This window comes from Modicisalibacter sp. MOD 31.J (assembly GCF_020147985.1).
Taxonomy (GTDB): domain Bacteria; phylum Pseudomonadota; class Gammaproteobacteria; order Pseudomonadales; family Halomonadaceae; genus Modicisalibacter; species Modicisalibacter coralii.
On record NZ_JAGXFF010000006.1, the window covers coordinates 49,688 to 74,047 of the forward strand.

Consider the following 24,360-nt stretch of genomic DNA (forward strand, 5'->3'; position numbering starts at 1 on the left):
CAATATCGGGACTTTATCCCCTTAAAGTCATCGCCGCTCAAACTCTGGCCAGCGGCGGTAATACGGTGTCGCGGTGCCACGCCACGCGAGCCCTTGATACGTGCAAACCGCCTCGCCCTGGGCGAGCTGCTGGAGTTGGTGGGGCCAGATGATCGGCTCACGCTCCAGGGAATGACTGTGCGTGTACGTGTACTCGGAGCTGAGGAAACCGGGGTCTTCACTGGCACTGACCGCTTCGACCAAGCGGTCCACGCTGCCGATCTTGTCGCTCACCCACTGGGCCGTGCCATTGTCATTGAGGCGGAACACCAGGTGGAGGTCGCAGGCCCCCATGATGATATTCGGCCCCTCGTTGTTTTTCGTCCCATACGGCTGCATCTGCTCCCGGCTCTGCCAATACAACCATGTCGGCAGCTCGCGGGACCGGATGGTGTTCAGCTTCTGCACGAGCCCCGCCACCTGGGGCACGTTGCCGATCTCATCGAGCAACAACAGCACCGGCGCCCGGTTGGTGTGCTCGATCAGATAGCGCAGGACGTGGCCCATCATCACCGAGAACAGTCGGGCCGTGGTCTGCTGCTGGGACTCCTCGAATTGCAGGAACAGCCCCACGCGGCCCCGGCAGAGGTCGGCCAGTGTGAAATCCGACGCCGCCAGGGCCTCGCGGATCGCCGGGAAGCGCAGGAAACGGAGATTCGACTGGAAGGTCGCAAAGATCGAGCCCATCAGGCGCTCATTGTTGGCCATGATGCGCAGTCCGTTGGCCAGGTCGCGGGCGTCCGGCGACGGACTAGCGGCCAGCTCGCGCAGCAGCTCCCGGTGATCGCTGAATTGCGCAACATAGTCCCGCAGACTCGGCAGCGAAGCCCCGCCCGCAGCGTCGCGCAGGTGGCAGATGAGCGCGTCCAGGAGGTCGCGAGCCGACTCGATGAACACCGACTGTTCAGCATCATCCGCCGGCGGCACCAGGGCCGACGCCAGCTCGCCCACGGCTTCGGGGCTCTCCAGGTCATCGAGGGGGTTGTAACCCTCTCCACTCTGAGCCGTAGGGTTGAACGCCAGCAGGCGATAGCCCTTGGCCTCCAGGCGCTCGCGGACGATCTCGAGGATCTCGGGCTTGATGTCGTTGACGACGAACGAGCGGCCCGACTCGGCCCAGTCCAGCAGCTGAGCGACCAGGAAGGCCGTTTTGCCGGTGCCAGGCGGACCGATGACGCAGGCGCGGTCCTGGGTGCCGATATGCAGCGGCTGTCCTCCCACTTCGCCGGCGAGCACACCACCCGGCTGTGAGCGCCCCTGCACTGTTCGATGGATGGCGGGGTCAGCCAGCAGGTCCGGGCGATGCTTCTCCACCGAAGGTGTCGTGTCCCGAAGCCGCAGGAAAGCAGCGATCCCAGCCCCTACCAGGCCCACGACGATCACCAGCTGCACCAGCACGATGATGCCCCCACCAACACTGCGCACCAGGTCATACCAGGGCACGACAATAGCCGCCCACCACATGGCGACGATGGCGACGGGAGCCAAGAGCACCCAGCGCCGCGGGTCCGAGTCCGAATGGCGACGCTGCCACCAGGTCTGAGCACCCAGCAGCACCGCCACGGGCAGCAATACCGACCACAGCACTTGACCCGGATCGGCCGCCAGCGTTGTCATCGCATCGCCCCCGGTCAACAGGATCACCCCCAGCACCAAGGCGAACGCCTGAGCTGAGTAAATCAGCCCCCGCACCCCCTGGCTCCGAGGCGAAGGCAGCCAGCCTGGCGCCGGCACGTACCGTCCCCCTCCGACCAAGGTGCGGCCGAGCGTCCTCAGCGGGGCCAATAGCGACGCCACGATTTTGCGGGCGCGGCGCCAGTGCTCGCCGGCCTTTTGGCCTTCTTGGTGCCAAGAGTTCTCGCGCTCATCCATGCGGCAGTTCTCCCTGTCGTCATCCTCCCCCGAACAGGGCAGACACGCCCCGCTGAGGGTTCAGCAATGTGCCGATTATTCAGTCAAGATAAAGGCGCGTAAACTCCGCTTTTTCGGCCGATTTTGCCTTAGCTACGCGCCCCGGTCTGGCCTTCGCTCGCCTAATTTGTAAACACCCTCTCAGAGCGCGGCGATCTTGTCGCGCTGCTCGGCGAGCACCTGACGACTGGCCTGGGCCTCGGCCAGCTTGGCGCGTTCCTTCTCCACCACCTCGGCCGGGGCCTTGGCGACGAAGCTTTCGTTGCCGAGCTTCTTCTCGATGCCGCCGATGAACTTGTCCTGCTTGTCGAGCTCCTTGGTCAGGCGCTCGATTTCGGCGTCCTTGTCGATCAGGTCGGCCATGGGCACCAGCACTTCCATGTCGCCGACCAGTTGCGTGGCGGCGAGCGGCGTCTGGGCAGGATCGTCGAGCCATTCGACGCTGGCCAGCTTGGCCAGCTTGGCGAGGAACACGCGGTTGGCGGCCAGCCGCTCACGGTCGGCGTCGCCGCCCTTGGTGAGCAGCACGTCGAGCGGCTTGCCGGGCGCCAGGTTCATCTCGGCGCGCACGTTGCGCACCGCGACGATCACGCCCTTGAGCCATTCGATGTCGCGTTCGGCGCTCTCGTCGAGGCGCGTGTCGTCGGCCTGCGGCCAGGGCTGGTTCATGATCGAGGCGTCCTCGGCCGCGGTGCCGGCGAGCGGCGCCACGCGCTGCCAGATCTCCTCGGAAATGAACGGCATCATGGGGTGTGCCAGGCGCAGGATCGCCTCGAGCACGCGAACCAGGGTGCGCCGGGTGCCGCGCTTGGCTTGCGGCGTCGCGGCGTCGTCCCACAGCACCGGCTTGGAGAGTTCCAGGTACCAGTCGCAGTACTCGTTCCAGACGAACTCGTAGAGCGCCTGGGAGGCCAGGTCGAAGCGATATTCCTCCAGCGCGCGGGTCACCTGGCGCTCGGTATGCTGCAGCCGCGAGACGATCCAGCGGTCGGCCAGCGACAGCGTCACCTCGCCGTCGAGGCCGCAATCCTCGCCCTCGGTGTTCATCAGCACGTAGCGCGAGGCGTTCCACAGCTTGTTGCAGAAGTTGCGGAAGCCGTCGAGACGGCCCATGTCGAACTTGACGTCACGCCCGGTGGTGGCCAGCGACAGGAAGGTGAAGCGCAGCGCGTCGGTGCCGTGGGGCTCGATGCCGTCGGGGAACTCGGCCCGGGTGGCCTTCTCGATGGCGCGGGCCTTCTGCGGCTGCATCATGTTGCCGGTGCGCTTGGCCACCAGCGTCTCGAGGTCGATACCGTCGATCAGATCGATGGGGTCGAGCACGTTGCCCTTGGACTTGGACATCTTCTGGCCCTGGGCGTCGCGCACCAGGCCATGGACGTAGACCTGCTTGAAGGGCACCTCGCCGGTGAACTTCAGGGTCATCATGATCATCCGCGCGACCCAGAAGAAGATGATGTCGAAGCCGGTGACCAGCACGCTGGTGGGGTGGAAGGTCGCCAGTTCCGGGGTCTTCTCGGGCCAGCCCAGGGTGGCGAAGGTCCACAGCCCGGCACTGAACCAGGTGTCCAGCACGTCTTCGTCCTGAGTGAGCGCGATGTCGGCAGCGAGGCCGTGCTTGTCGCGCACTTCCGCCTCGGTGCGGCCGACGTAGACCTTGCCCTCGGCGTCATACCAGGCCGGGATGCGGTGGCCCCACCATAGCTGACGCGAGATGCACCAGTCCTGCAGGTCGCGCATCCAGGCGAAGTACATGTTCTCGTAGTTCTTGGGCACGAACTGGATGTCGCCGTTCTCGACCGCCTCGATGGCCGGCTTGGCCAGCGTTTCCACGGCGACGAACCACTGGTCGGTGAGCAGCGGCTCGATGACATCGCCTGAGCGGTCGCCATAGGGCAGGGTATTGGTGACGGTCTCGGTGGTCTCGAGCAGGCCGGCGGCATCCATGTCGGCGACGATCCGCTCGCGGGCCGCGTAGCGGTCGAGCCCGGCGTAGGCCGCCGGCAGGGCGGGGTCGACGTCGGCGTTGGGCGTGCCGTCGAGGTTGAACACCTCGGCGCGCTCGCGAATGGTGGCATCCGGCGTGAAGACGTTGATCAGCACGTGGCCCTGACGCTTGCCCACCGCGTAGTCGTTGAAGTCGTGGGCCGGGGTGATCTTCACGCAGCCCGAGCCCTTGTCCATGTCGGCGTGCGCGTCGGCGACGATGGGGATGCGCCGGCCCACCAGCGGCAGTTCGATGAACTTGCCGATCAGCGAGGCGTAGCGCGGGTCCTCGGGGTTGACCGCCACGCCGGTATCGCCGAGCAGGGTCTCGGGGCGGGTGGTGGCGACCACCAGGTGGTCGAGCCCGGCATCCGTGGTCACGCCGTCGGCGAGCGGATAGCGGAAGTGCCAGAACTGGCCCTGTTGCTCCTTGTTCTCGACCTCCAGGTCGCTGATCGCGGTGTGCAGGGTCGGGTCCCAGTTGACCAGGCGCTTGCCGCGGTAGATCAGGCCCTCGTCGAACAGCCGCACGAAGACTTCCTGCACCGCCTTGTAGAAGCCGTCGTCCATGGTGAAGCGCTCGCGGGACCAGTCGACACTGGCGCCCATGCGGCGCAACTGGCGGGTGATGTGGCCGCCGGATTCCTGCTTCCATTCCCAGATCTTGTCGGTGAACGCCTCGCGGCCCAGGTCGTGGCGGCTCTTGCCCTCCTCGGCGGCGACCTTGCGCTCGACCAGCATCTGGGTGGCGATCCCGGCGTGGTCGGTGCCCACCTGCCACAGAGTGTTGCGGCCCTGCATCCGCTTGTAGCGGGTCAGGGTGTCCATGATGGTGTCCTGGAAGGCGTGGCCCATGTGCAGGCTGCCGGTGACGTTGGGCGGCGGAATCATGATCGTGTAGGGCTGACCCTCGCCCGAGGGCGCGAAGCGATTGTCGGCTTCCCAGCGCTGGTACCAGCGGGTTTCGATCTGTTCGGGTTGGTAGGTCTTGTCCATGAGCGCTCTGCCTGACGGTGCCGGGTCGATCGCGGGCGTCGCGCATGTCGCGGCGCGCTGGCGATCGGAGGCGTGAGAAAAATGGGCCCGATTATAGCGTTCGCGGCCGCGAACGTCATGGGCGGTGCCGGGGCCGCGTGAGGCGTGATGGGAGCCATGGCCACGGAGGTTGGTGCGAAAAGTTGCCGACGTCCCTTGTCATGCCAGATGTCAGTCCTGGCTCAGAGCTTGTGGGCCTTGACCGGGTAGCCGCGCTGCTTGTAGGTCTGCCAGCAGTCGCGCTTGGCCTCGAGTACCGCCTGGTGCTGGTTGATGATCTCGGCGACCCGCTCGAAGCGCGAGAACCACTCGGGGATGCCGTCATGCAGGTTGAGCAGGGCTTCGATGGGCGGACTGTCGGTCCCCGGGTCCGGGGGCGCTTCCCAGCCCAGGGTCACCGGCGGTGTGGGTGAGATGCCGTCGGCGAGCAGGCCGTGGGGCAGGTAGCTCTCGGGCTTGAAGGTCCACAGGCGTTCGTCCATGTCGCGGGCCATGGCTTCGTCGCGGGTATGGACGTGCAGCCGGTAGCCCTTGCGATGGATGGTCTCGGCCAGCCGGCAGGCGAAGTCGAGGCGCGCCTCGAGCGTGGTGTCGGGGAGGATGTAGAAATCGACGTGGGTCACGGTCAGGACCTGATAACGGGCTACGGGCTACGGGCTACGCGGAGCCCGTGGTCGGTGTCCACGCCCCCCAAGACCGGGGAGCCGTGGGAAATGGAATGGACCCGTCCCCCCTTGTGCCAAGATGAGCCTGTAACGCCATCTATCGGTGCATGGGGCACCCACGGCATCCCGAGAGGAGGGTCCATTCATGAACAAGATTAGCATTGTGGGTATCGATCTCGCCAAGCACGTCTTCCAACTGCACGCCATCGATGCACACGGCCGCAAGGTCTTCGGCAAGTCGGTGAGCCGCCAGCAACTGCGCCTGACACTGAGCCAGATGCCGCCGTGCCGGGTCGCGATGGAAGCCTGTGGTTCGGCCCATTATTGGGCGCGTGAGATCCGCGCGATGGGGCATGACGCGCTCCTGTTGCCGCCCCAGGCCGTGAAGCCCTTCGTCCAGGGCCACAAGAACGACGCCCGCGATGCGGCGGGGATCGCCGAGGCGGCGGCGCGTCCCGCCACGCCCCACGTGGCCATCAAGACCGAGGCGCAACAGGCGCTTCAGGCCATACATCGGGTACGCACACGTCTGGTTCGCGAGCGCACGGCGATCGGCAATGAGTTGCGCGGTCTGATGGGCGAGTTCGGACTCGTGGTGGCCCAGGGCCACGCGGTGCTTCGCCAGGGCGTCGCCCGAGAGTTGATCGAGCGACACCGCGAGCGACTGGGTAGCGCCCTGTGCCTGCTGCTGGAAGACCTGATCGCCCAATGGCGTGACGTGGACGAGCGGCTCAAGGGTTATGACAAGCAGCTGATGGCACTGGCCAAGGCCTCGTCGGATGCCGAACGGCTGATGAGCGTGCCCGGCATCGGTCCGGTCAATGCCACGCTGTTGCTGAGCCATCTGGGCGATCCCCGGCGTTTCCCCAACGGCCGCCAGTTCAGTGCCTCGATCGGTCTGGTACCGCGGCAGTTCTCCAGTGGTGGCAAGGCGCGGTTGAGGGGCATCACCAAACGGGGCAACGGCGAGGTGCGACGCCAGTTGGTGCATGGGGCCCGGGCGGCCTTACGCCAGTTCCAGCGCCAGGCGGCTCCCGACCGGCTGGCCCGTTGGGTCTGTGAGCTGGCGGCACGCGTGGGCCAACGCAAGGCGATCGTGGCGCTGGCCAACAAGCTGGCCCGTATCTGTTGGTCCGTGCTGGCTCATAGCCGGCCTTATCAGCCTCAGGGCCAGGTGATCTGAGGGCCGGACGGGAAGAAAGGCAAGAAGCGCAAGCGGATACAGAAAAGCGTTTTCCGAGGTTGCGCGGGCAAGTTGCCTCGATGACATGGTCGGCAAGACCGGCTCTCTGGCACACTGATAATTCGCTAGGCCCGTTGGAGGCCGTGTGGGAGATAAGAGGCCAGAGAGCGCGCATTCCATCAGGGCCCGGCGCCGCAGGCGCCACAAGAGGCCGGATATAAGCGTGCAGTCTCACCTCATGTCTCGTTGCTGCTGGCTTGCACAACGGGACGGGTCCATATAAGCGAATTCATTCGCGACAGAAATGGCTAAATTTCATCGGGAACGAGTTCCCTCCCACAAAAGCCTTCGATTTTGATGACTTAGGCCAGCCGGGTCAGCCAGCCACGCTTGTCCTCGGCGCGGCCGTACTGCAGGTCGAGCAGCCGGGTGCGCAGGCGCTTGGCGTATTCGCCGCCGTTGTCGCCGGTCAGCCGCAGGCGTTCGTCGTCGCTGACCAGCTCACCGACCGGGGTGACCACCGCCGCGGTGCCGCAGGCGAAGACCTCGGCCAGCTCGCCGGACGCGGCGCCTTGGCGCCACTCGTCGATGCTGATGTGGCGCTCCTCCGGGGTCAGGCCCTCCTCGCGGGCGAGCTCGATGATCGAATCGCGGGTCACGCCCTCGAGGATGGTGCCGGTCAGTTCGGGGGTGACGATGCGCCCGTCCTTGAAGACGAAGAACAGGTTCATGCCGCCGAGCTCCTCGATCCAGCGGTTCTCGACCGCGTCGAGGAAGGCCACCTGGTCGCAGCCGTGGGCCTCGGCTTCCTTCTGGGCGGCCAGCGAGGCGGCGTAGTTGCCACCGCACTTGGCGTAGCCGGTGCCCCCCGGCGCGGCGCGCTTGTAGTTCGACGACAGCCAGATCGAGACCGGCTTGACGCCGCCCTTGAAGTAGGCCGCCGCGGGGGAGGCGATCACGTAGTAGTCGACCTCCTTGGACGGGCGCACGCCGAGGAAGGTCTCGCTGGCGATCATGAACGGGCGCAGGTAGAGGCTGGTCTCCTCGCCATCCCGCGGGGTCGGGACCCAGGCGCTGTCCTGGGTGAGCAGTGCCTTCAGCGAGCCGATGAAGTCCTCGTCGGAGAGTTCGGGCAGTGCCAGACGGCGTGCCGAGGCGCGAAAGCGCGCGGCGTTCTTTTCGGGGCGGAAGGTCCACACCGACCCGTCGGCGTGACGGTAGGCCTTGATGCCTTCGAAGATCTCCTGGCCGTAGTGCAGTACCGCGGCGGCCGGGTCGAGGGTCAGCGGCCCGTAGGGGCGGACTTCGCGACCGTGCCAGCCGACATCCGGCGTCCAGCGGATGTGGGCCATGTGATCCGTGAAATGGCGGCCGAAACCGGCGTTGCCGAGAATCTGTTCGCGGATGGCGGGATCCGTGGGGTGGGCGGTCGGCCGGACATCGAAGCCTGAAGTGGTCACCGGGAGTCTCCGTAGCTGATAGGCGGTCGGCGCACAGTGGGTCCGACTCGTCGTTAGACGTCGTTCGTTTCGCGCGGACACCGCTCTAGACTGGCCGGGGAGGGCCGGACGGGCGGTGCCGGGGGTTGTGTCGAGAATGACACAAACGCCACGGGCCGGGAAAGCCCGGCCCGTGAATCGTCGACTTTTCGCACAACTCCTAAGACGTTAGCATGCAAATGGCTGCTTGCGAAGCCTCAGGCGTCGTCGGTCGCCACCACCTCGGCCTCGCGATCCAGCAGGTACTGGGTCAGCAGGCCCACCGGACGGCCGCTGGCCCCCTTCTCCTTGCCGCTGGTCCAGGCGGTACCGGCGATGTCCAGGTGCGCCCAGGGGAAGGTATCGGCGAAACGCGACAGGTAGCAGGCAGCAGTGATCGACCCCGCCGGGCGGCCGCCGATGTTGGCCAGATCGGCGAAGTTGGAGTCGAGCTGGCTCTGGTAGTCGTCCCACAACGGCATGTGCCAGGCTCGGTCCCAGGCGGTCTCGCCGGCGTCGAGCAGGTCGAGGGCGAGGTCGTCGTCGTTGGCGAACAGCGCGCTGGCGTGATGGCCGAGGGCGATGATGCAGGCCCCGGTGAGCGTGGCGATGTCGACCACACTGGCCGGCTGGTAGCGCTCGGCGTAGGTCAGGGCGTCGCACAGTGCCAGGCGACCCTCGGCGTCGGTGTTGAGTATCTCGACGGTGAGCCCCTTGAGGGTCTTGATGATGTCGCCGGGCTTGGTGGCGTGGCCGTCGGGCATGTTCTCGGCGCTGGCGACGATCGCCACCATGTTGATGCGGGGCTTGAGACCGAGCACCGACTTGACGGTACCGAACACGCTGGCGGCGCCGCACATGTCGAACTTCATCTCGTCCATCTCGGCGCCGGGCTTGAGCGAGATGCCGCCGGTGTCGAAGGTGATGCCCTTGCCCACCAGCACGTGCGGGGCCTCGTCGGGGTCCTCGGCGCCTTGATAGCGCATCACGATCAGCCGCGAGGGCTCGGCGCTGCCGCGACCCACCGAGAGCAGGGTGTTGGCGCCCAGGGCCTCGAGCGCTTCCTCGTCGAGGATCTCCACGCTCAGCGCACCGCCGGAATCGCGACCGAGTTCCTCGGCCTGGGCGGCCAGATAGCTGGGCGTGCAGACATTGCCCGGCAGGTTGCCCAGGGTGCGCGCGTAGTTGACGCCATCGCCGACCGCTCGGCCGACGCGGGCGCCGCGCTCGCTGGCTTCGGCGTCGCCGGCGTCGCTGATCAGCTGGCTGACCTTGGCCAGGCGCGGCGCCGGGGCGGGCTCGGACTTGAACTCGGTGAAGCGATAGACCGCACGCAGTGCCGCCTCGGCGGTCATGCGGGCCTTCCAGTCGGCGCCACGGTCGGGAACCGGCACGTCGTTGAAGGCGGTCACCGCCTCGTCGATGGGCAGCTTGGCCAGGGCGTTGAAGGTGGCGTCGAGGGCCTTGCGGAAATTGCCTTCGTTGCACTTGGCGCGCTCGCCCAGCCCGACCAGCAGCAGGCGCTCGCCGGCCAGCCCCGGGGCGAACGGGACCAGTTGCACGTTGCCGAGCCCGGCATCGAAGTCGCCGCGCTCGATCAGCTGGCCGATCAGGCGTTCGCTGGCATCGTCGAGCTTGGCGGCCACCGGGAGCAGGTCACCATCCTTGAACACCGGGATCACGAAGCAGGCCGTTTCGACCTTGGCCGGATTGACGGTGAGAACGGGAAATTCCATGGCGTCTCCACAGGACATGAGAGTGGTCCTCGCGACCGTGCGTCGCTTGGCGAGACAGCGGTCCGGGGAATCTGGATAATGCCGGCATCGAGCGTGGCCGGCTGGCTTTCCAGTGTACGCAAAGCATGGCGGCATTGCATGGCACGCAGGCGTCGTCGACGGCCCCGGGCTGCGGCCACTCCGACGCGGCGTGCTATCGTGAACGCGCCAGGCCCGCCCGCTGCGCCACGGAAGTGGGGCGCCGACCGGCCCCAGGGAGACCGCTTTTGATTATCTTTCGTTACCTGACCCGCGAGATCCTGATCACCATGGCCGCCGTCGCCGGCGTACTGCTGCTGGTGATCATGGGCAGTCGCTTCATCCGCTATTTCTCGGACGCCGCCGCCGGCGAGATCCCGGTCAGCATGCTGGGTACCCTGATGCTGCTGCACATGCCGGGCTTTCTCGAACTGATCCTGCCGCTGGCGTTCTTCCTGGGCATTCTGCTCGCCTACGGCCAGCTCTATCTCAACAGCGAGATCACCGTGCTCGTTGCCTGCGGGGTCGGCCCCAATCGGCTGCTCAAGGTGACCATGCTGCCGGCGCTGGTGGTCACCGTGCTGGTCGCGACTTGCAGCCTGTGGCTGACCCCGTCCGGCAAGCGTCAGAACGACACCCTGATCGCCGAGCAGGAGAGCCGGCTGGATTTCTCGGCCCTGCAGCCCGGGCGCTTTCAGGATTTCGGCGACGGGCGCACCGCCTACACCGAATCGCTCAACGATGACAAGACGCGCATGCAGGAGGTGTTCATCAGCGAGCGCCAGCAGCGCGATGACGGCGGGCCGGAGACCGTGGTGACCCGCGCCGAGGGCGGCTACCAGACCGTCGATCCCGAGACGGGCAGCCGCTTTCTGGTACTCAACGACGGGCAACGCTACGGCGTCGACCCGGGGCGCAACGTCGCCGAGCGGCTCGTGTTCGGGACCTATGCGGTGCGCCTGTCGCGCGCCGCCGACATGGCCCAGCTCGACGATGCCGAATACCGGCCCACCGCCGAGCTGTTCGGACGCGACACCCCCGAGGCGATGGCGCAACTGCAGTGGCGCTTCAGCATGCCGCTGATGATCCCCATCCTGACCCTGCTGGCGTTTCCGCTGTCGCGGGTCAACCCGCGCCAGGGGCGCTTCGCCAAGCTGTTGCCGGCGATCTTCCTGCACATCAGCTACTTGAGCCTGCTGCTCGCCGCGCTCGACGCCATCGGTCGCGGTGCCCTGGCGCCGGCGATCGGCATGTGGCCGATTCACCTCGGCTACCTGCTGCTGGGGCTGTGGCTGACCCGACGTTCGCAACTGGTGGGGGGCCGCTGATGTTCGGCGATCGTTTCGACCGTTACCTGGCCCGCAACGTGCTGGCCGCCATCCTGGTGGTCCAGCTGGTGCTGCTGGGCCTGGACATGGTGATCAGCTTCATCAACGACCTGAGCGACGTCGAGGGGGGCTACACGGCCTTCGACGTGCTGCTCTACCAGGGGCTGCACATGCCCTGGCGCTTCTATCAGTACGCTCCGGTAGCGGTGCTGATCGGCTCGCTGATCGGCCTGGGCAGCATGGCCTCGAGCAATGAATTGACGGTCATGCGCGCCGCGGGGCGTTCGCTCACGCGGATCATCTGGGGGGTACTCAAGCCGGTCGCGCTGGTGGTCGTTGCGGTGTTGTTGATCGCCGAATTCGTCAGCCCGCGGACCGAGCAGTTCGCCCTGGCCTGGCGGCTCGAGCAGATGGAGGGGGCCGGCGCCGTGCTCAGCGAGCGTGGCGGCTGGCAGCGCGAGGGCGACAGCTACTACCGGTTCGGCGCGATCCGCGCCGACGACACCGTGGTCGACGTGACGCGTTACCGTTTCGAGGGCCACCGGCTGGTCAGTGCCACCCATGCCCGCCGCGCGGTATGGCAGGACGACCACTGGGTGCTCGAGGACGTCGACGTGACCCGCTTCGACGACGAGGCCACCCACGCCGAGCACAGGGCCAGCGCCACTTGGGACACCCAGCTCTCTCCGACTCAGCTCAACCGCCTGCTGCGCGACATCGACAGTCAGGCGCCCAGCGAACTCTGGGCCTACGCCCGGTATCTGCACTCCCAGGGCCTCTCGGCGACCCAGCCGCTGCTCTACTTCTGGCAGAAGATGCTGATGCCGCTGACCATGGCCTCGCTGGTGCTGGTCGCCGCCTCCTTCGTGTTCGGCCCGCTGCGCACCGTGGCCGCCGGCACCCGGGTGTTCTACGGGGTGATCGTCGGGCTGTCGTTCAAGTACCTCCAGGACCTGCTGGCGCCGGCGTCGACGCTGTTCGGCTTCTCGCCGGTGTGGGCGGTGCTGGTGCCCACGCTGGCCTGCGTGTTGCTGGGGTTGTATCTGCTGCGACGCAGTGGCTGAAGACCGCTGCCATGCCGCGTCGTCGCTGCGTGCCGTCCGATGGGCGCCAACCGGCCGGACTGGCGCGTCGGCTGGCGGCGATGGGCTACGACACCCTGGTGCTGATCGCGCTGTGGATGCTGGTGGCGTTCATCGGCGTCGCCGCCAACGGTGGCGAGGCGGTCACGGGACCGCTGTTCCGTCTGATACTGCTGCTGATTACCTTGCTGTTCTTCGTCGTCTGCTGGCGGCGCGGTGGCATGACGCTGGGCATGCAGGCCTGGGGGTTGCGGCTCGAGACCCGTGACGGGCGCAGGCCGTCCATCGGCCAGTGTCTGATTCGCCTGGGGGTCGCCGGCGTGTCGCTGCTGGCTCTGGGGCTCGGCCATGGGTGGGTGCTCATCGACCGCGAGCGGCGCAGCTGGGCGGACATCGCCTCAGGCACCCGCGTGGTGGTGCAGCCACGGCGCCGGCAAGACTGAGCCCGGCGTGTCGGGAAACCTGTCGTGAGGGAGGCTGTCACATTGGGGCGGCTGTAACACTATTGATACGATAGTTTTTGGTGTATCGGGTTGCGGCAACATATGCGAATCATTTACATTCGAACTCGCGTTACCAAGCGAGGTGCTCCAATGTACGTATGTCTCTGCAAGGGTGTTTCGGATCATGCCATCCGTCGGGCCGTCGAGGAGGGCGCGCGTAGCTGGCGCGATGTCCGCGAGCAGACCGGCTGCGCCACCCAGTGCGGCAAGTGCGCCTGCGTGGGCAAGACCATCGCCCGCGATGCCATCGCCCGTCAGACCACCCCCGATTACGACCTCGCCTACGCGGTCTGAAACGCCTCCGAGCTGCACCTCGTTGCTATCCGTCACTCGCTGGCGGATGCGATCCCTTCGTTGTAACTTGTTGCTCTGATTGGACTTTTTTTACTCCTTAAGCAATAATCTCTGGATATCGGCAGCGCCGACGTCTGGCCGCGTCGTGCGCAATCACGCAGAACAAGGCTGACGAGGAGATTTTCATGAAAGGCGATCCGAAGGTCATCGAGTACCTCAACCGCGGGCTGGGCAACGAGCTGGTGGCGATCAACCAGTACTTCCTGCATGCCAGGATGTACAAGGATTGGGGCTTGAAGGTCCTGGCCGACTGGGAGTACGAGGAGTCGATCGAGGAGATGCGTCACGCCGATTCCTACATCGAGCGCATCCTGTTTCTCGAGGGCGTGCCCAACCTTCAGGACCTGGGCAAGCTGCACATCGGCGAGAATACCCGCGAAATGCTCGAGAGCGATCTCAAGATCGAGCACCAGGGGCGCGAGGATCTGCTCGAGGCGATCGCCTACTGTGAGCAGGTTCGCGACTACGTCAGCCGTGACCTGTTCCGTCGCATCCTCGACGACGAGGAAGAGCACATCGATACCATCGAGACCGAGCTGGGTCTGATCGACAAGGTGGGTATCGAGAACTACCTGCAGAAGAAGATGCACGCGGAAGCCGGCGACTGAGTCCGACTCCCGTTGCCGAGGCATATCGACGCCGAGGGCGCCCCATGGGGCGCCCTCGGCGTTTTGCGTGCCTGCTGGGAAGGGCGTCAGCCCAGGTCGTTGACCAGCAGTTCCTCGACCGCGGCGATGCGCTCGCGAAGCTGGGTCTCGTTGGGCGCCAGCACGGTGATGTGGCCGATCTTGCGGCCCGGCCGGGGGGCCTTGCCGTAGTCGTGCCAGCGAGTGCCGGGGATGGCGAGTACCGCATCGCGGTCGGGCAGTGCGCCGATCACGTTGAGCATCGCACAGGGAACCAGGCGCTCGGTGTCGCCCAGCGGCAGACCGGCGATCGCCCGCAGGTGGTTCTCGAACTGGCTGGTCACCGCGCCCTCGATGCTCCAGTGGCCGGAGTTGTGGACCCGGGGCGCGATCTCGTTGGCCAGCAGGGCGTCGTCGGCGACGAAGAACTCGAAGGCCATCACGCCGACGTAGTCGAGCCGGTCGAGAACCCGGCGGGCGTAGTCGCCGGCGAGCGCCTGCAACGGGTGATCGGCCAGTGGCACCGAGCAGTGCAGCATGCCCTGGCGGTGTTCGTTCTGCACCAGTGGCCAGACGCGGGTCTCGCCGACCCGATCGCGCACCGCGATCACCGAGACCTCGTGATCGAAGTCGACGAAGCCTTCCAGCACCATCGGTACCTCGCCCAGCTCGGCGAAGGCACCCGCGACGTCGCCGGCCTCGCGGAGTACCTTCTGGCCCTTGCCGTCGTAGCCCAGGGTGCGGGTCTTGAGCACCGCGGGCAGGCCGATCTCGGCGACCGCGGCGTCGAGGTCGGCCTGGCCGTCGATCGCCGCCACCGGCGGCAGCGGAATGTCGAGATCGCGGAACAGGGTCTTCTCGGCCCAGCGGTCGCGGGCCGTGGCCAGCGCCCGGGCGGGGGGGAAGGCCGGGCGCTGGTCGGCGAGACGGGCGACCACGTCGGCGTCGATGTTCTCGAACTCGAAGGTCACCACGTCGCTTTCGGCGATCAGCCGCTCGCGGGCCGCGGGGTCGTCCCAGGCGGCGCGGATGTGCGCGCCGTGCAGCGCGGCGCAGGGCGCCTCGCCCGGGTCGAGGAAGGTGAAGCGGGCGTCGAAGCCGGCGCCGGCCTCGGCGAGCATGCGACCGAGCTGGCCGCCTCCGACGATACCGATACGCATGGTCACTGGCCTCCCTGGTCCTGCGCTCGCGGGTCCGGGGCGTCGAGCACGGCCCGGGTCTGCTCGGCGCGGAACGCCTCGAGGCGCTCGCGGATCTCGGGGTACTTGTTGCCGAGCATCGCCGCCGCCAGCAGGGCGGCGTTCACGGCACCCGCGCGACCGATCGCCAGGGTGCCGGTGGGGATGCCGGCGGGCATCTGGACGATCGACAGCAACGAGTCGACGCCGCTGAGCATGCTCGACTGTACCGGCACGCCGAGTACCGGCAACACGGTCTTGGCGGCGGCCATGCCGGGCAGGTGGGCGGCGCCCCCGGCACCGGCGATGATCACCTCGAGGCCGCGCTCGGCGGCGCTGCCGGCGTAGTCGAACAGCAGATCCGGGGTGCGGTGGGCGGAAACCACCTGCACTTCATGCTCGATGCCCAGCTTGTCGAGGGTCTCGGTGGTGTGGCACAGGGTCGACCAGTCGGACTTCGACCCCATGATGACGCCTACCAGTGCGCTCATGCGTTTTCCCCTTGCGTCGCCGGACCGTGGCCCGAGACGGCCCGCTCGGGGTCTGGCGGCCAGGACGCGCTTGCTCGTCGATGGATTGCCGGGCGGGCCGCGATGCCCCCGGCGAGAAAGCGCCGGAGTATACCATCGACGCCCCCTCGCCGGCAGCCGCCCGCCGGCGGTTACTTGAAGGCCGCTTCGAGCTCGAAGCGCGGCACCGGCTCACCGGCGACCTCGACGGTCTCGCTGAACATCGTCAGCGGCCGGACCCACAGCCCGTAGTCGCCGTACAGGGCGCGATAGACCACCAGCGGCTCCTCGGTCTCGCTGTGATGGGCCAGGCCCAGGACCTCGTAGCTCTGCCCCTTGTAGTGGCGATAGATGCCCGGTACCGGCCGGGAGGCTTCATGATGCATCGGAGGACTCCTCGCTGAGAGAGACGCGCGCCGGACGCGCCGCCAGCCTGGCCAGGGTGCGCGAGGCGGCGACGAAGCCGAAGCTGCCGGTGACGAAGGTGGCCGCGCCGAAGCCGCTGGCGCAGTCGAGCCGGGTGGCCTCGCCGCTGCCCGGCTTCTGCAGGCAGACCTCGCCGTCGCTGCCCGGATAGACCAGTTGCTCGTCAGAATAGACGCATTCAACGCCGAACCGGCGCTTGGGATTGCGCGAGAAGCCGAAATCGCGCCGCAGCCGGGCGCGGACCTTGGCCAGCAGCGGGTCGTGCTCGGTGCGCGTCAGGTCGGCGACGCGGATCCGCGTGGGGTCGGTCTGGCCGCCCGCGGCACCGGTCACGGTCAGCCCCAGCTTGCGCCGCTTGCACCAGTGGATCAGCGCGGCCTTGGCGACGACGCTGTCGATGGCGTCGATCACGTGATCGGCGTCGTCCGGGATGCGCTCGGCGAGGTTGGTCGGGGTGACGAAGGCGCTGTCGGCGATGACCTCGATGCCCGGATGGATGGCCCGACAGCGCTCGGCCAGCACCTCGACCTTGGGCCGGCCGATGGTGCCGTCCAGGGCGTGCAGCTGGCGGTTGACGTTGGACACGCAGACGTCGTCGAGATCGATCAGCGTCAGCCTGCCGATGCCGGCCCGGGCCAGCGCCTCCACGGCCCAGCTGCCCACGCCGCCGACGCCGACCACCACCACGTGGGCGCGACGGAACCGTTCGGCGGCCCGGGCGCCGTAGAGGCGGCGGATGCCGCCGAAGCGAAAGGCGTAGTCGTCGGTCATGGCGATTCCTCGCAGGCGTCCTGGGTCGTGTGGGGGGCTGTCGCATCGGCGAGCCAGCGATAGCCGTCGCGGGGGGCGTGACCGGCCCAGCCGAAGCGCGTGAAGAGTGTCTGCATGTCCGGTTCCAGCGCGCCGTTCAGCTCGAGCATCGCCTGGCGACGGGGATGCCACAGGCGCAGCCCCACGGCGGCGAGCAGCAGTCGGTCGCAATCCAGCCGCTCGCGAAAGAATCGATTGTGCACGCCCTTGCCATGCTTGGCGTCGCCGATGATCGGGTAACCGCGCCGCGACAGGTGGCGGCGGATCTGGTGACGGCGGCCGGTCTGCGGGCGGGCTTCTATCAACGAGTAGCGCGCCGTGGGGTAACGGTCGACCGTCACCGGCAGCTCGACGCTGTCGAGCCGGCGTACCACGGTGCGCGCCGGCTGGGCGGGCATCTCGGCCTTGGGGCGGCGGGCGTCCTCCTCGCGCAGGGCGGCATCGAGCACGTCGTGCTCGGGGCCGAGACCGCGCACCACCGCCAGATAGCGCTTCGCCACGCGCTGGGCGGTGAAGGCCTCGCCGAGTTCCCGGGCCGTGTCGGCGTCGAGGGCGAACAGCAGAAGGCCCGAGGTCGGCCGGTCGAGGCGGTGCACGGGATGGACGTGTCGGCCCAGCTGGTCGCGCAGCGTCTGCAGCGCGAAGCGGGTCTCGCCGCGCGCCAGTGCCGTGCGGTGGACGAGCAGGCCCGAAGGCTTGCGCACCGCGACGAGGCTCTCATCCTGGTAGACGATCGGCAGTGGCTCGCTCACGGTCGATGGGGTCCTGTCTCGAAAGGGGCGGGCATTGTCGCCGTTCCTGGGGTGGGCTGTCATCCCGGCGGCTTGCCGTGTGCCGCCGGAGCGGTGCTATAGTCGATGCCCTTCTCTTGCGACGGAGCCAGCGACATGAGCGAGACCCGCCCACGGCGCCTGGTGGTGCTGACCGGGGCCGGCATCAGTGCCGAGAGTGGCCTGAAGACCTTTCGCGACGGTAACGGCCTGTGGGAGGACCACGCCGTCGAGGACGTCGCCACCCCCGAAGCCTGGGCGCGCGACCCCGGGCTGGTGCTGCGCTTCTACGACGCGCGCCGCGACCAGGTACGCCGGGCCCGACCCAACCCGGCGCATCAGGCGCTGGCGCGGCTCGAGCAGGCCGGCTTCGCGGTGCATATCGTCACCCAGAACATCGACGACCTCCACGAGCGTGCCGGCTCCTCGGACGTGCTCCATCTGCACGGCGAGGTACTGAAGGCGCGCTCCAGCGTCGATCCGCGGCTGGTCTACCCGCTGGCCCGCGGCGGCATCCGGCTGGGCGATCTGTGCGACAAGGGCAGCCAGTTGCGCCCCCACGTGGTGTGGTTCGGCGAGGCGGTGCCCGCCTATCCGCAAGCCTGCGACATCGTCGCCGAGGCCGATCTGCTGCTGGTGGTCGGCACCTCGCTGGCGGTGATGCCGGCGGCGATGCTGATCGATGCCGCCCCCGTCGAATGTCCCTGTCTGCTGGTCGACCCCAAGGCCAGCGAGGTCTCGCCGCGTTGGGTCACCGCCGTCGACGAGCCGGCGAGCACCGGGGTGCCGCGGCTGGTCGATCACTGGTTGCAGGCCGGCGCCCTGAGCGCACCGTAGGCAAGGCAGGCGTCAGTTCGGCGACTTCACCTCGGCGCGCAGCCTGGCGCCGGCCTGGCAGCTCAGCCGGTCGCTGACGATGGTCCCCTCGACCACGGCGCACGACAGCAATTCCACCTGTCGGATCGCCTGCAGACGGCCGGATACCCGACCGTCGACCACCACGTGCCGGGCCGCGATGCCCTCCTGGACCTCGCCACCGGCGGCGACCGTGACACGCTGTCCGGTCGCCTCGATGTCGCCCGCGACGTGGCCGCAGACGGTCACCGGCTCATCGGCGAGGATGCGGCCGCGGACCCGCAGCGACGCGCCCACCAGGGTTCCCGGCGGCTCGGGGAGCATCACGCTGGTCTCCGGCGACGACGCGGCGGAGATCGCGGGCAGCGTGGCCGGTTGGGCACCGCCGTGTGATCCGCCGGTCGACGCGCTTGGCCGCGTCGCGTCGTGACGGGCCTGCCGACGCCGCCCATCCAGCAGGATGAGCAGCACGCCGATCAGCCCGAGCAGGATCAACCAGCCACTGACTTCCATTGGCATGTCTGCATTCCAAGACGTTTCAGGGCGTACTGTGCCGCAAAGCTGGCGCGCTGAACACCGGCCAGCGTTTGCCCAACGTTTGCCAGTGCCATGTGATGACGACGGCGGAAGGCGTTTCAATGGCGGGTGCTGCCATGGCGCAGCTCGTCCCCCTGCACGGAGTCCCGAAACATGTTCAACAAGTCCCACCGTGGCGGTGCGGCGGAGACGCCGGACGTCGCCCCGCCGGAACGCCCGGCGCCGCCCAGCGGCAAGACGCGACGCATCGCCACGATCGGCGCGGCAACGCGGGTCGAGGGTGACATCGTCGGTGACGAGGACCTGCACATCGAAGGCCGGGTGACGGGCCGCGTCGAGTGCAAGCAGAGCGCGGTCACGATCGGTGGCGAGGGTGAGGTAAACGGCGATGTCTTCGCCCATGCGATGAGCGTGGCCGGCCGCGTGGAAGGCCGGTTGATCGTCGCCCACAAGGTGACGCTGCGGGACAGCGCGCGGGTGACCGGCACGATCATCTGTCCGTGCCTGGTGCTCGAGGATGGCGGCGTCTTCCACGGCAGTGTCGACATGGACCCCGACAACGCCATTCTCGCCGAGGCTTTCGACGATGACCACGCCGCGTCGGCTTCCACGCCGGCGATGAGCGTGCCGGTGGCTGCCGACGATGGCGGTGATGACGAGGTCGACGAGCGTTCCTGAGTTTACGGTCCCGCGGATTGGGTCGCCCCGGCGCGGGGCGCGAAGGTCGGCTTTCGCGGTCGACGGCGTTGCGGCATGATAGCCGGCTAAGTAAGGCCCGTGGGCCATTACGCCAAGAGCCGTGCTCAGCGGCCGTCTTCGACCCTCCAACGCCAGGACACATAACGCATGTCGATCTTCGAACGCATCAATCGTCTGTTTCCCCTGTGGGCCGTGCTGCTCGCGGTCATCGCCGCCTTCGTGCCCGACCTGTTCACCGGGCTGGCCGGTTACATCAAGACCCTGCTGGTGGTGATCATGTTCGCCATGGGGCTGACCCTCACCAAGGGCGATTTCGCGCGGGTGGTGAAAGCGCCCAAGCCGATCGCCGTGGGTGTGGTACTGCAGTTTCTGATCATGCCGCTGGCGGCGTTGCTGGTGTCCAAGCTCCTGGGGCTCTCGCCCGAGCTGACCATCGGCATGGTGCTGGTCGGCGCCACCGCCGGCGGTACCTCGTCCAACGTCATGACCTGGCTGGCCGGCGGCCATGTGGCGCTGTCGGTATCGATGACCATGGTCTCGACGCTGATCTCGGTGTTCGCCACGCCGCTGCTCACCCTGCTGCTGGTCGGCCAGAGCGTCGATGTGCCGGTGGCCGGCATGCTGATGAGCATCGCGCAACTGGTGGTGGCGCCGATCGCCCTGGGCGTGGTGATCCACCATCTGCTCGGCGAGCGCATCCAGGCCGTCGAACCGGCGCTGGCGACGTTGGCCATGGCGGCCATCGTGCTGATCATCGCCATCGTCGTGGCGCTCAACGCCGGACGCCTGGCGACGCTGGGGCCGATCGTCGCGCTGGCGGTGATTGCCCACAACGGCATCGGTCTGGCCGCCGGCTACGGCCTGGCGCGGGCGCTGCGCTTCGACACCCGCACCGCGCGGACCATCGCCTTCGAGGTGGGCCTGCAGAACTCCGGCCTGGCGGTGACGCTGGCCAACCAGTTCTTCACCGCCACGTCGGCGCTGCCCGGGGCGCTGTTCTCGGTCTGGCACAACGTCTCCGGCTCGCTGCTGGCGGGCTACTGGAAGCGTCGCCCGGTGGACGACGGGCCCCGTAAGCCGGCTCTCGGCACGGACTGACCTCTCCGCTGAGGACGACGGGCCGGGCATGCTAGAATGCCCGGCCCGTTTCGTTGGTGACCCGATTCCCGATGAGAGATGCCCTGCACGACACCACCGCTTCCAGCGGTGAGGCCGACCCGCCGCGCAAGCCCTTCAAGGCGCGCGGGAGCTTCGTCGAGCGCTGTGATACCTGCCGTCTGCCAGCGCTCAACTGCCTGTGCCCCTACCGGGTCTCTGCCGGGAGCCGGACCCGGGTCTGGCTGCTGACCCACCCGCTGGAGCACTACAAGCCCACCAACACCGGGCGGCTGATCGGTCACGTGCTGCCCACCACCGAGGTGTTCACCTGGTATCGCACCGAGCCGGACGAACGCCTGCTGGCGCTGCTCGACGATCCGCGCTTCGCGCCCTTCGTGGTGTTCCCCGACGATCAGCCGGACTATGCCGAGCGGGTGGTGGGGCCCGAAGCGGTCGTCGCCGTCGGCGAGCAGGGACGCATTCCGGTGCTGATCCTGCTCGATGGCACCTGGCGCCAGGCCCGGCGGATCTTTCGCAAGAGTCCTTATCTCGCCGCGTTGCCGGTATTGCCGCTGCACACGCAACGACACACCCGTTATCACCTGCGCAAGCCGGCCTCGGCGTCGCATCTGTGCACCGCCGAGGTCGCCGCCGAACTGCTGCGTCAGGTCGGCGACACGGCGGCGGCGGACGTGCTCGACGACTATTTCGACGCCTTCAACGACAGCTATGCCGCCAGCCGGCGGCACAGCAAGCTGGAGGGGCCGACACCGGCAATGCGGCGTCTGCGCTCGAGGCGTCGCGACTGACGGGCCGCACGCGGCTCGACCCGGAGGCTCACACGTCGCGGGCTTCCTGGAACTGTCCCTTGCCGTCCTGCTTGGCCCGGTAGAGCGCCTGATCCGCCCGGGCGATCAACTGCTCGATGCGCTCGCGGTTCGCGCCCCGCCAATCGTCGCAGTGGACGAGTCCGATGCTCAGCCCGAATTCCGTGTGGACCCGACCGAGATCGGCGGTGATCTCTATCAGGCGTTGCGCGACCGTCCGGCTCGCGTCGGCGTCGGCGCCCGGCAGCAGGATCACGAATTCATCGCCGCCCCAGCGTGCCAGGATGTCATCGGCGCGCAGGGCGTCGCTCATGAGGGTGGCGATCTGGTGCAGCAGCTGGTCACCCTTCAGGTGTCCATGGGTGTCATTGATGCGCTTGAAGCCGTCGAGATCGATGAACAGCAGGCCGGCCGGCATCGGCGCCCGGCCCGGGCCGCGCACCGCCAGTGCCTCGCGAAACCAGCCTTCCCGGTTCAAGAGTTCGGTCAACGGATCCCGGTGCGCCTTTTGCCGGCTCTGATACTCGTCGAGCAGCAACTGGGCCGACATTTTGTGAAGCGTGCGGGTCATCATGTGCAGCGCCACCCAGAAGAAGGGGCCCTGCAGCAGGAGCACCCAGAACCAGGGTTCGGGCTGAAAGGGGACCGCGAGTTTGAGCGGCAGATCCAGCAGCAGGACCTGCAGCATGGCGTAACGGGGTGTGCCATGCGAGAACCCCGCTGCGATCGAGGCCAGGGCGACCATGCTGGAGATGGTCAATACCTGCAGGACGGTGTCGCCACTGAGCAGGCAGAGCGCGGTGCCGAGACCGGTGACGGCGCTCCATAGCAGGTTGGCCAGGTAGGCCTGGTCGGCCGGCGTCGCGATATGCTGCCTGTCCCAGCGTCGCTTGATCAGGTACTGCAGCCAGATGCGGTAAGCCGAGACTGACAGCGTGGCCAGACACCACGCCCAGAACGCCGGTGTCGGATTGCGGTATACCGCGATCAGCGTCAGCAGGAGAATCGTGATCGTCCCCGACCACATGAAAGACGTCTGTATGGTGGGGCCGATCAGCAGGCTTTGCTGGATCGGCTTGGGCAGACGAGGGTCGCAGAGCAGCCAGTACATGCAGCGCCAGCGCGGCAGCGAGTAGGCACGAGGACGCGCGAAGAAGTTTGTCAGCATGGGCGGCTGGCCTTTTTGCGTGCAGGACGACGTCGTATGGCGGTAGCCCCGTCTACCGTATCCTCGGATAGTCGTGACCGCCGTGTCAGGGGTGTTGTTGATGGTTTTTTAAGGCCCTAGCCGTCTTATCGGCCGGCATAGGTTTGCCCTGAAGCGTTGCCGGCGCCGGTGGCACGGCTTGCGAGCAGTGGCGGGGGAGGAGAGCACATCGGCCCGCCCCATGGCGGGGGGGCCAGTGGCGTCGCTGAGAGTGGTGGCCGCCGTGTCAGATGGCAGGCGGCGCGATGACGCCAGTGCGGCAGGGCCGGGTCAGTGGCCCAGCAGTTGCTCGGCGATGCGCAGCCCGGCGATCCAGGTACCCGCCGCCGAGCCGATGGTGGCGAGCAGGAAGACCAGCAGGGTGCGCGAGACGCGGTTGCGCCACCAGCCCTTCACCGAGCTGACGTCGTGGCGCAGCCGCGAGAAGTCGCGGACCTTGGGCTTGCGCAGCGCCAGCTCGACGCCGGCGGCGACGAACCCGGCGCCGATGGTCGGGTTGAGCGAGGTCAAGGGGGCGGCGACGAAGGTCGCCGCCACGGTCAGCGGGTGGGCCAGGGCGATCGCCGAGCCCAGCGCCGAGAGCACGCCGTTGATCAGGAACCACTCGCCGATCAACTGCCAGCCGAGCTGGGTGTCCCGCGAGAAACCCAGCGCGAAGCCCGCCAGCACCAGCGCCGTGATCAGCCACGGGATGACCTTCCACCAGCGCGCCCGGGGCCGGGTGGCTTCCAGCGTGGCGCGCTCCTCGCCCGGCGCCTCGGGCAGCGGCTGCGAGAGATGCTCGGCGAGCCCCTTGAGATGGCCGGCGCCGATCACCACCAGCACGTTGCGGTAGCGGGGCGGCGTGTTCTCCTCGGCCAGGCGCAACGCCATGTAGCGGTCGCGCTCGCGGATCAGCGGGGTGTAGAGCGCCTCGGACTGCTCGGCGAACTCGGCGAAGGTGGATTCCAGCACATCGCCCTGCTTGAGTCGTTCGATCTCCTCGCTGGACACCTTCTGGCGCGACAGCAGGCTGCCCAACAGCCCGCCGATCAGCCCGGCGCGCTGCCACCAGGGCACCCTGGCGTAGACGCGCTTGAGGGTCACGCCGATGTCGCGATCGATCAGCTGCAGCGGCAGGTCGGCGCGGCGGCAGGCCTTGACGGCCTCGCGCATCTCGGCGCCGGGCTCGATGCCGGACTGCTCGGCGACGCGCTGCTGGAAGGCGCCCAGCGCCAGGCTCGCCATGACCATGCCCGCCTTGCCCTGGCGGAACACCTGGAACAGGTCCTGATCGCCCATGGCATTGGGCTGGGTGAGACTCTGGTGGCGCGAGGGGCAGAGTTCGATCGCCACGGCGTCGAAGTCACCGGAGACGATCAACTCGCGAACCTCGTCGGCGCTGGCGCGCGAGACGTGGGCGGTGCCCAGCAGGGTGTAGCGGGTATCGCCGACCTCGACCACCTGGCGGGGGCCTTGGGTGGTGTCCGGCGCGGCGGTGTCCTGAGTGTCGGTCATGAA

General features: G+C 67.8%; 23 protein-coding genes. 10 read left to right on the forward strand and 13 right to left on the reverse strand.

Annotated features, from left to right (window positions below; all coding sequences use genetic code 11):
- Positions 1-27 precede the first annotated feature (27 nt).
- From KGR00_RS20000 to KGR00_RS20010, 3 genes are all read right to left on the reverse strand, one after another.
- Positions 28-1,911, reverse strand: coding sequence for a type IV secretory system conjugative DNA transfer family protein (locus tag KGR00_RS20000; protein WP_224419046.1), 1,884 nt, complete (start codon positions 1,909-1,911; stop codon positions 28-30).
- Positions 1,912-2,091: 180 nt separating this feature from the next.
- Positions 2,092-4,932, reverse strand: coding sequence for a valine--tRNA ligase (locus KGR00_RS20005; protein WP_224419047.1), 2,841 nt, complete (start codon positions 4,930-4,932; stop codon positions 2,092-2,094).
- 221 nt (positions 4,933-5,153) lie between these two features.
- Positions 5,154-5,594 (reverse strand): DNA polymerase III subunit chi, encoded by a 441-nt coding sequence (locus KGR00_RS20010; RefSeq protein ID WP_224419048.1) that lies wholly within the window; start codon positions 5,592-5,594, stop codon positions 5,154-5,156.
- Positions 5,595-5,781: 187 nt separating this feature from the next.
- On the opposite strand from KGR00_RS20010, the gene KGR00_RS20015 reads away from it, so the two are divergent.
- Positions 5,782-6,819 carry an IS110 family transposase gene (locus tag KGR00_RS20015; RefSeq protein WP_224417614.1) on the forward strand — a complete coding sequence of 346 codons (1,038 nt, stop codon included), beginning with the start codon at positions 5,782-5,784 and terminating at the stop codon, positions 6,817-6,819.
- Between the two features lie 362 nt (positions 6,820-7,181).
- Here KGR00_RS20015 and KGR00_RS20020 read toward each other — a convergent pair whose 3' ends face one another.
- Both KGR00_RS20020 and KGR00_RS20025 read right to left on the reverse strand, forming a co-directional pair.
- On the reverse strand, positions 7,182-8,279 hold the full coding sequence (locus tag KGR00_RS20020; RefSeq protein ID WP_224419049.1) for a branched-chain amino acid aminotransferase: 1,098 nt from the start codon (positions 8,277-8,279) through the stop codon (positions 7,182-7,184).
- Positions 8,280-8,515: 236 nt separating this feature from the next.
- A complete protein-coding gene (locus KGR00_RS20025; RefSeq protein WP_224419050.1) occupies positions 8,516-10,033 on the reverse strand; it encodes a leucyl aminopeptidase in 1,518 nt (505 codons plus the stop codon).
- Positions 10,034-10,299: 266 nt separating this feature from the next.
- Here KGR00_RS20025 and lptF point away from each other — a divergent pair, with 266 nt between their 5' ends.
- The 5 genes from lptF (at position 10,300) to bfr (ending at position 13,926) form a co-directional block, all read left to right on the forward strand.
- Positions 10,300-11,379 carry an LPS export ABC transporter permease LptF gene (gene lptF, locus KGR00_RS20030; protein WP_224419051.1) on the forward strand — a complete coding sequence of 360 codons (1,080 nt, stop codon included), beginning with the start codon at positions 10,300-10,302 and terminating at the stop codon, positions 11,377-11,379.
- Positions 11,379-12,443 carry an LPS export ABC transporter permease LptG gene (lptG, locus tag KGR00_RS20035; protein WP_129139224.1) on the forward strand — a complete coding sequence of 355 codons (1,065 nt, stop codon included), beginning with the start codon at positions 11,379-11,381 and terminating at the stop codon, positions 12,441-12,443. The genes lptF and lptG overlap by 1 nt, the downstream gene beginning before the upstream one ends.
- Positions 12,444-12,454: 11 nt before the next feature.
- A complete protein-coding gene (locus tag KGR00_RS20040) occupies positions 12,455-12,904 on the forward strand; it encodes an RDD family protein (protein WP_224419052.1) in 450 nt (149 codons plus the stop codon).
- Between the two features lie 150 nt (positions 12,905-13,054).
- A complete protein-coding gene (locus KGR00_RS20045; protein ID WP_129139226.1) occupies positions 13,055-13,258 on the forward strand; it encodes a bacterioferritin-associated ferredoxin in 204 nt (67 codons plus the stop codon).
- A gap of 185 nt (positions 13,259-13,443) precedes the next feature.
- Complete coding sequence (gene bfr, locus KGR00_RS20050; protein WP_224419053.1) at positions 13,444-13,926, forward strand: bacterioferritin; 483 nt, start codon at positions 13,444-13,446, stop codon at positions 13,924-13,926.
- 86 nt (positions 13,927-14,012) lie between these two features.
- On the opposite strand, the gene KGR00_RS20055 is transcribed toward bfr, so the two are convergent.
- The 5 genes from KGR00_RS20055 to KGR00_RS20075 form a co-directional block, all read right to left on the reverse strand.
- Positions 14,013-15,104, reverse strand: coding sequence for a 5-(carboxyamino)imidazole ribonucleotide synthase (locus KGR00_RS20055; protein WP_224419054.1), 1,092 nt, complete (start codon positions 15,102-15,104; stop codon positions 14,013-14,015).
- Positions 15,105-15,106: 2 nt separating this feature from the next.
- A complete protein-coding gene (purE, locus tag KGR00_RS20060; protein WP_129139229.1) occupies positions 15,107-15,613 on the reverse strand; it encodes a 5-(carboxyamino)imidazole ribonucleotide mutase in 507 nt (168 codons plus the stop codon).
- A gap of 170 nt (positions 15,614-15,783) precedes the next feature.
- The gene (locus KGR00_RS20065; protein ID WP_129139230.1) at positions 15,784-16,017 is read right to left on the reverse strand and encodes a DUF1653 domain-containing protein; all 234 of its coding nucleotides are present in this window, start codon (positions 16,015-16,017) and stop codon (positions 15,784-15,786) included.
- Positions 16,007-16,828, reverse strand: a complete 822-nt coding sequence (gene tcdA, locus KGR00_RS20070) for a tRNA cyclic N6-threonylcarbamoyladenosine(37) synthase TcdA (RefSeq protein WP_224419055.1) — start codon at positions 16,826-16,828, stop codon at positions 16,007-16,009. Before tcdA ends, KGR00_RS20065 begins: the two co-directional genes overlap by 11 nt.
- Positions 16,825-17,619 (reverse strand): pseudouridine synthase, encoded by a 795-nt coding sequence (locus KGR00_RS20075; RefSeq protein ID WP_224419056.1) that lies wholly within the window; start codon positions 17,617-17,619, stop codon positions 16,825-16,827. The genes tcdA and KGR00_RS20075 overlap by 4 nt, the downstream gene beginning before the upstream one ends.
- 135 nt (positions 17,620-17,754) lie before the next feature.
- Here KGR00_RS20075 and KGR00_RS20080 point away from each other — a divergent pair, with 135 nt between their 5' ends.
- Positions 17,755-18,474, forward strand: a complete 720-nt coding sequence (locus KGR00_RS20080) for a Sir2 family NAD-dependent protein deacetylase (RefSeq protein ID WP_129139233.1) — start codon at positions 17,755-17,757, stop codon at positions 18,472-18,474.
- 12 nt (positions 18,475-18,486) lie between these two features.
- On the opposite strand, the gene KGR00_RS20085 is transcribed toward KGR00_RS20080, so the two are convergent.
- On the reverse strand, positions 18,487-19,011 hold the full coding sequence (locus tag KGR00_RS20085; protein WP_224419057.1) for a polymer-forming cytoskeletal protein: 525 nt from the start codon (positions 19,009-19,011) through the stop codon (positions 18,487-18,489).
- A 171-nt stretch (positions 19,012-19,182) separates the two neighbouring features.
- Between KGR00_RS20085 and KGR00_RS20090 the strand changes: the two genes are divergently transcribed.
- From KGR00_RS20090 to KGR00_RS20100, 3 genes are all read left to right on the forward strand, one after another.
- Positions 19,183-19,707 carry a polymer-forming cytoskeletal protein gene (locus KGR00_RS20090; RefSeq protein ID WP_224419058.1) on the forward strand — a complete coding sequence of 175 codons (525 nt, stop codon included), beginning with the start codon at positions 19,183-19,185 and terminating at the stop codon, positions 19,705-19,707.
- A gap of 168 nt (positions 19,708-19,875) precedes the next feature.
- Positions 19,876-20,826: a bile acid:sodium symporter family protein gene (locus KGR00_RS20095; protein WP_239031376.1), complete on the forward strand. Its 951-nt coding sequence runs from the start codon at positions 19,876-19,878 to the stop codon at positions 20,824-20,826.
- Positions 20,827-20,897: 71 nt separating this feature from the next.
- Entirely contained in the window at positions 20,898-21,635 is a 738-nt protein-coding gene (locus tag KGR00_RS20100) for a DTW domain-containing protein (RefSeq protein WP_129139237.1), read from the forward strand.
- Between the two features lie 28 nt (positions 21,636-21,663).
- Here the strand turns inward: KGR00_RS20100 and KGR00_RS20105 are convergent, their stop codons facing one another.
- Both KGR00_RS20105 and KGR00_RS20110 read right to left on the reverse strand, forming a co-directional pair.
- Positions 21,664-22,821 (reverse strand): GGDEF domain-containing protein, encoded by a 1,158-nt coding sequence (locus tag KGR00_RS20105; protein ID WP_224419059.1) that lies wholly within the window; start codon positions 22,819-22,821, stop codon positions 21,664-21,666.
- Between the two features lie 309 nt (positions 22,822-23,130).
- The gene (locus KGR00_RS20110) at positions 23,131-24,357 is read right to left on the reverse strand and encodes a TraB/GumN family protein (RefSeq protein ID WP_224419060.1); all 1,227 of its coding nucleotides are present in this window, start codon (positions 24,355-24,357) and stop codon (positions 23,131-23,133) included.
- Positions 24,358-24,360 lie beyond the last annotated feature (3 nt).

Excerpts from the sequence above, each read along its gene's own strand:
- KGR00_RS20000 (WP_224419046.1), bottom strand. The coding sequence starts at position 1,911 with ATGGATGAGCGCGAGAACTCTTGGCACCAAGAAGGCCAAAAGGCCGGC.
- KGR00_RS20005 (WP_224419047.1), bottom strand. The coding sequence starts at position 4,932 with ATGGACAAGACCTACCAACCCGAACAGATCGAAACCCGCTGGTACCAG.
- KGR00_RS20015 (WP_224417614.1), top strand. The coding sequence starts at position 5,782 with ATGAACAAGATTAGCATTGTGGGTATCGATCTCGCCAAGCACGTCTTC.
- KGR00_RS20025 (WP_224419050.1), bottom strand. The coding sequence starts at position 10,033 with ATGGAATTTCCCGTTCTCACCGTCAATCCGGCCAAGGTCGAAACGGCC.
- lptG (WP_129139224.1), top strand. The coding sequence starts at position 11,379 with ATGTTCGGCGATCGTTTCGACCGTTACCTGGCCCGCAACGTGCTGGCC.
- KGR00_RS20040 (WP_224419052.1), top strand. The coding sequence starts at position 12,455 with ATGCCGCGTCGTCGCTGCGTGCCGTCCGATGGGCGCCAACCGGCCGGA.
- KGR00_RS20045 (WP_129139226.1), top strand. The coding sequence starts at position 13,055 with ATGTACGTATGTCTCTGCAAGGGTGTTTCGGATCATGCCATCCGTCGG.
- bfr (WP_224419053.1), top strand. The coding sequence starts at position 13,444 with ATGAAAGGCGATCCGAAGGTCATCGAGTACCTCAACCGCGGGCTGGGC.
- KGR00_RS20055 (WP_224419054.1), bottom strand. The coding sequence starts at position 15,104 with ATGCGTATCGGTATCGTCGGAGGCGGCCAGCTCGGTCGCATGCTCGCC.
- purE (WP_129139229.1), bottom strand. The coding sequence starts at position 15,613 with ATGAGCGCACTGGTAGGCGTCATCATGGGGTCGAAGTCCGACTGGTCG.
- KGR00_RS20065 (WP_129139230.1), bottom strand. The coding sequence starts at position 16,017 with ATGCATCATGAAGCCTCCCGGCCGGTACCGGGCATCTATCGCCACTAC.
- tcdA (WP_224419055.1), bottom strand. The coding sequence starts at position 16,828 with ATGACCGACGACTACGCCTTTCGCTTCGGCGGCATCCGCCGCCTCTAC.
- KGR00_RS20080 (WP_129139233.1), top strand. The coding sequence starts at position 17,755 with ATGAGCGAGACCCGCCCACGGCGCCTGGTGGTGCTGACCGGGGCCGGC.
- KGR00_RS20085 (WP_224419057.1), bottom strand. The coding sequence starts at position 19,011 with ATGCCAATGGAAGTCAGTGGCTGGTTGATCCTGCTCGGGCTGATCGGC.
- KGR00_RS20090 (WP_224419058.1), top strand. The coding sequence starts at position 19,183 with ATGTTCAACAAGTCCCACCGTGGCGGTGCGGCGGAGACGCCGGACGTC.
- KGR00_RS20095 (WP_239031376.1), top strand. The coding sequence starts at position 19,876 with ATGTCGATCTTCGAACGCATCAATCGTCTGTTTCCCCTGTGGGCCGTG.
- KGR00_RS20100 (WP_129139237.1), top strand. The coding sequence starts at position 20,898 with ATGAGAGATGCCCTGCACGACACCACCGCTTCCAGCGGTGAGGCCGAC.
- KGR00_RS20105 (WP_224419059.1), bottom strand. The coding sequence starts at position 22,821 with ATGCTGACAAACTTCTTCGCGCGTCCTCGTGCCTACTCGCTGCCGCGC.
- KGR00_RS20110 (WP_224419060.1), bottom strand. The coding sequence starts at position 24,357 with ATGACCGACACTCAGGACACCGCCGCGCCGGACACCACCCAAGGCCCC.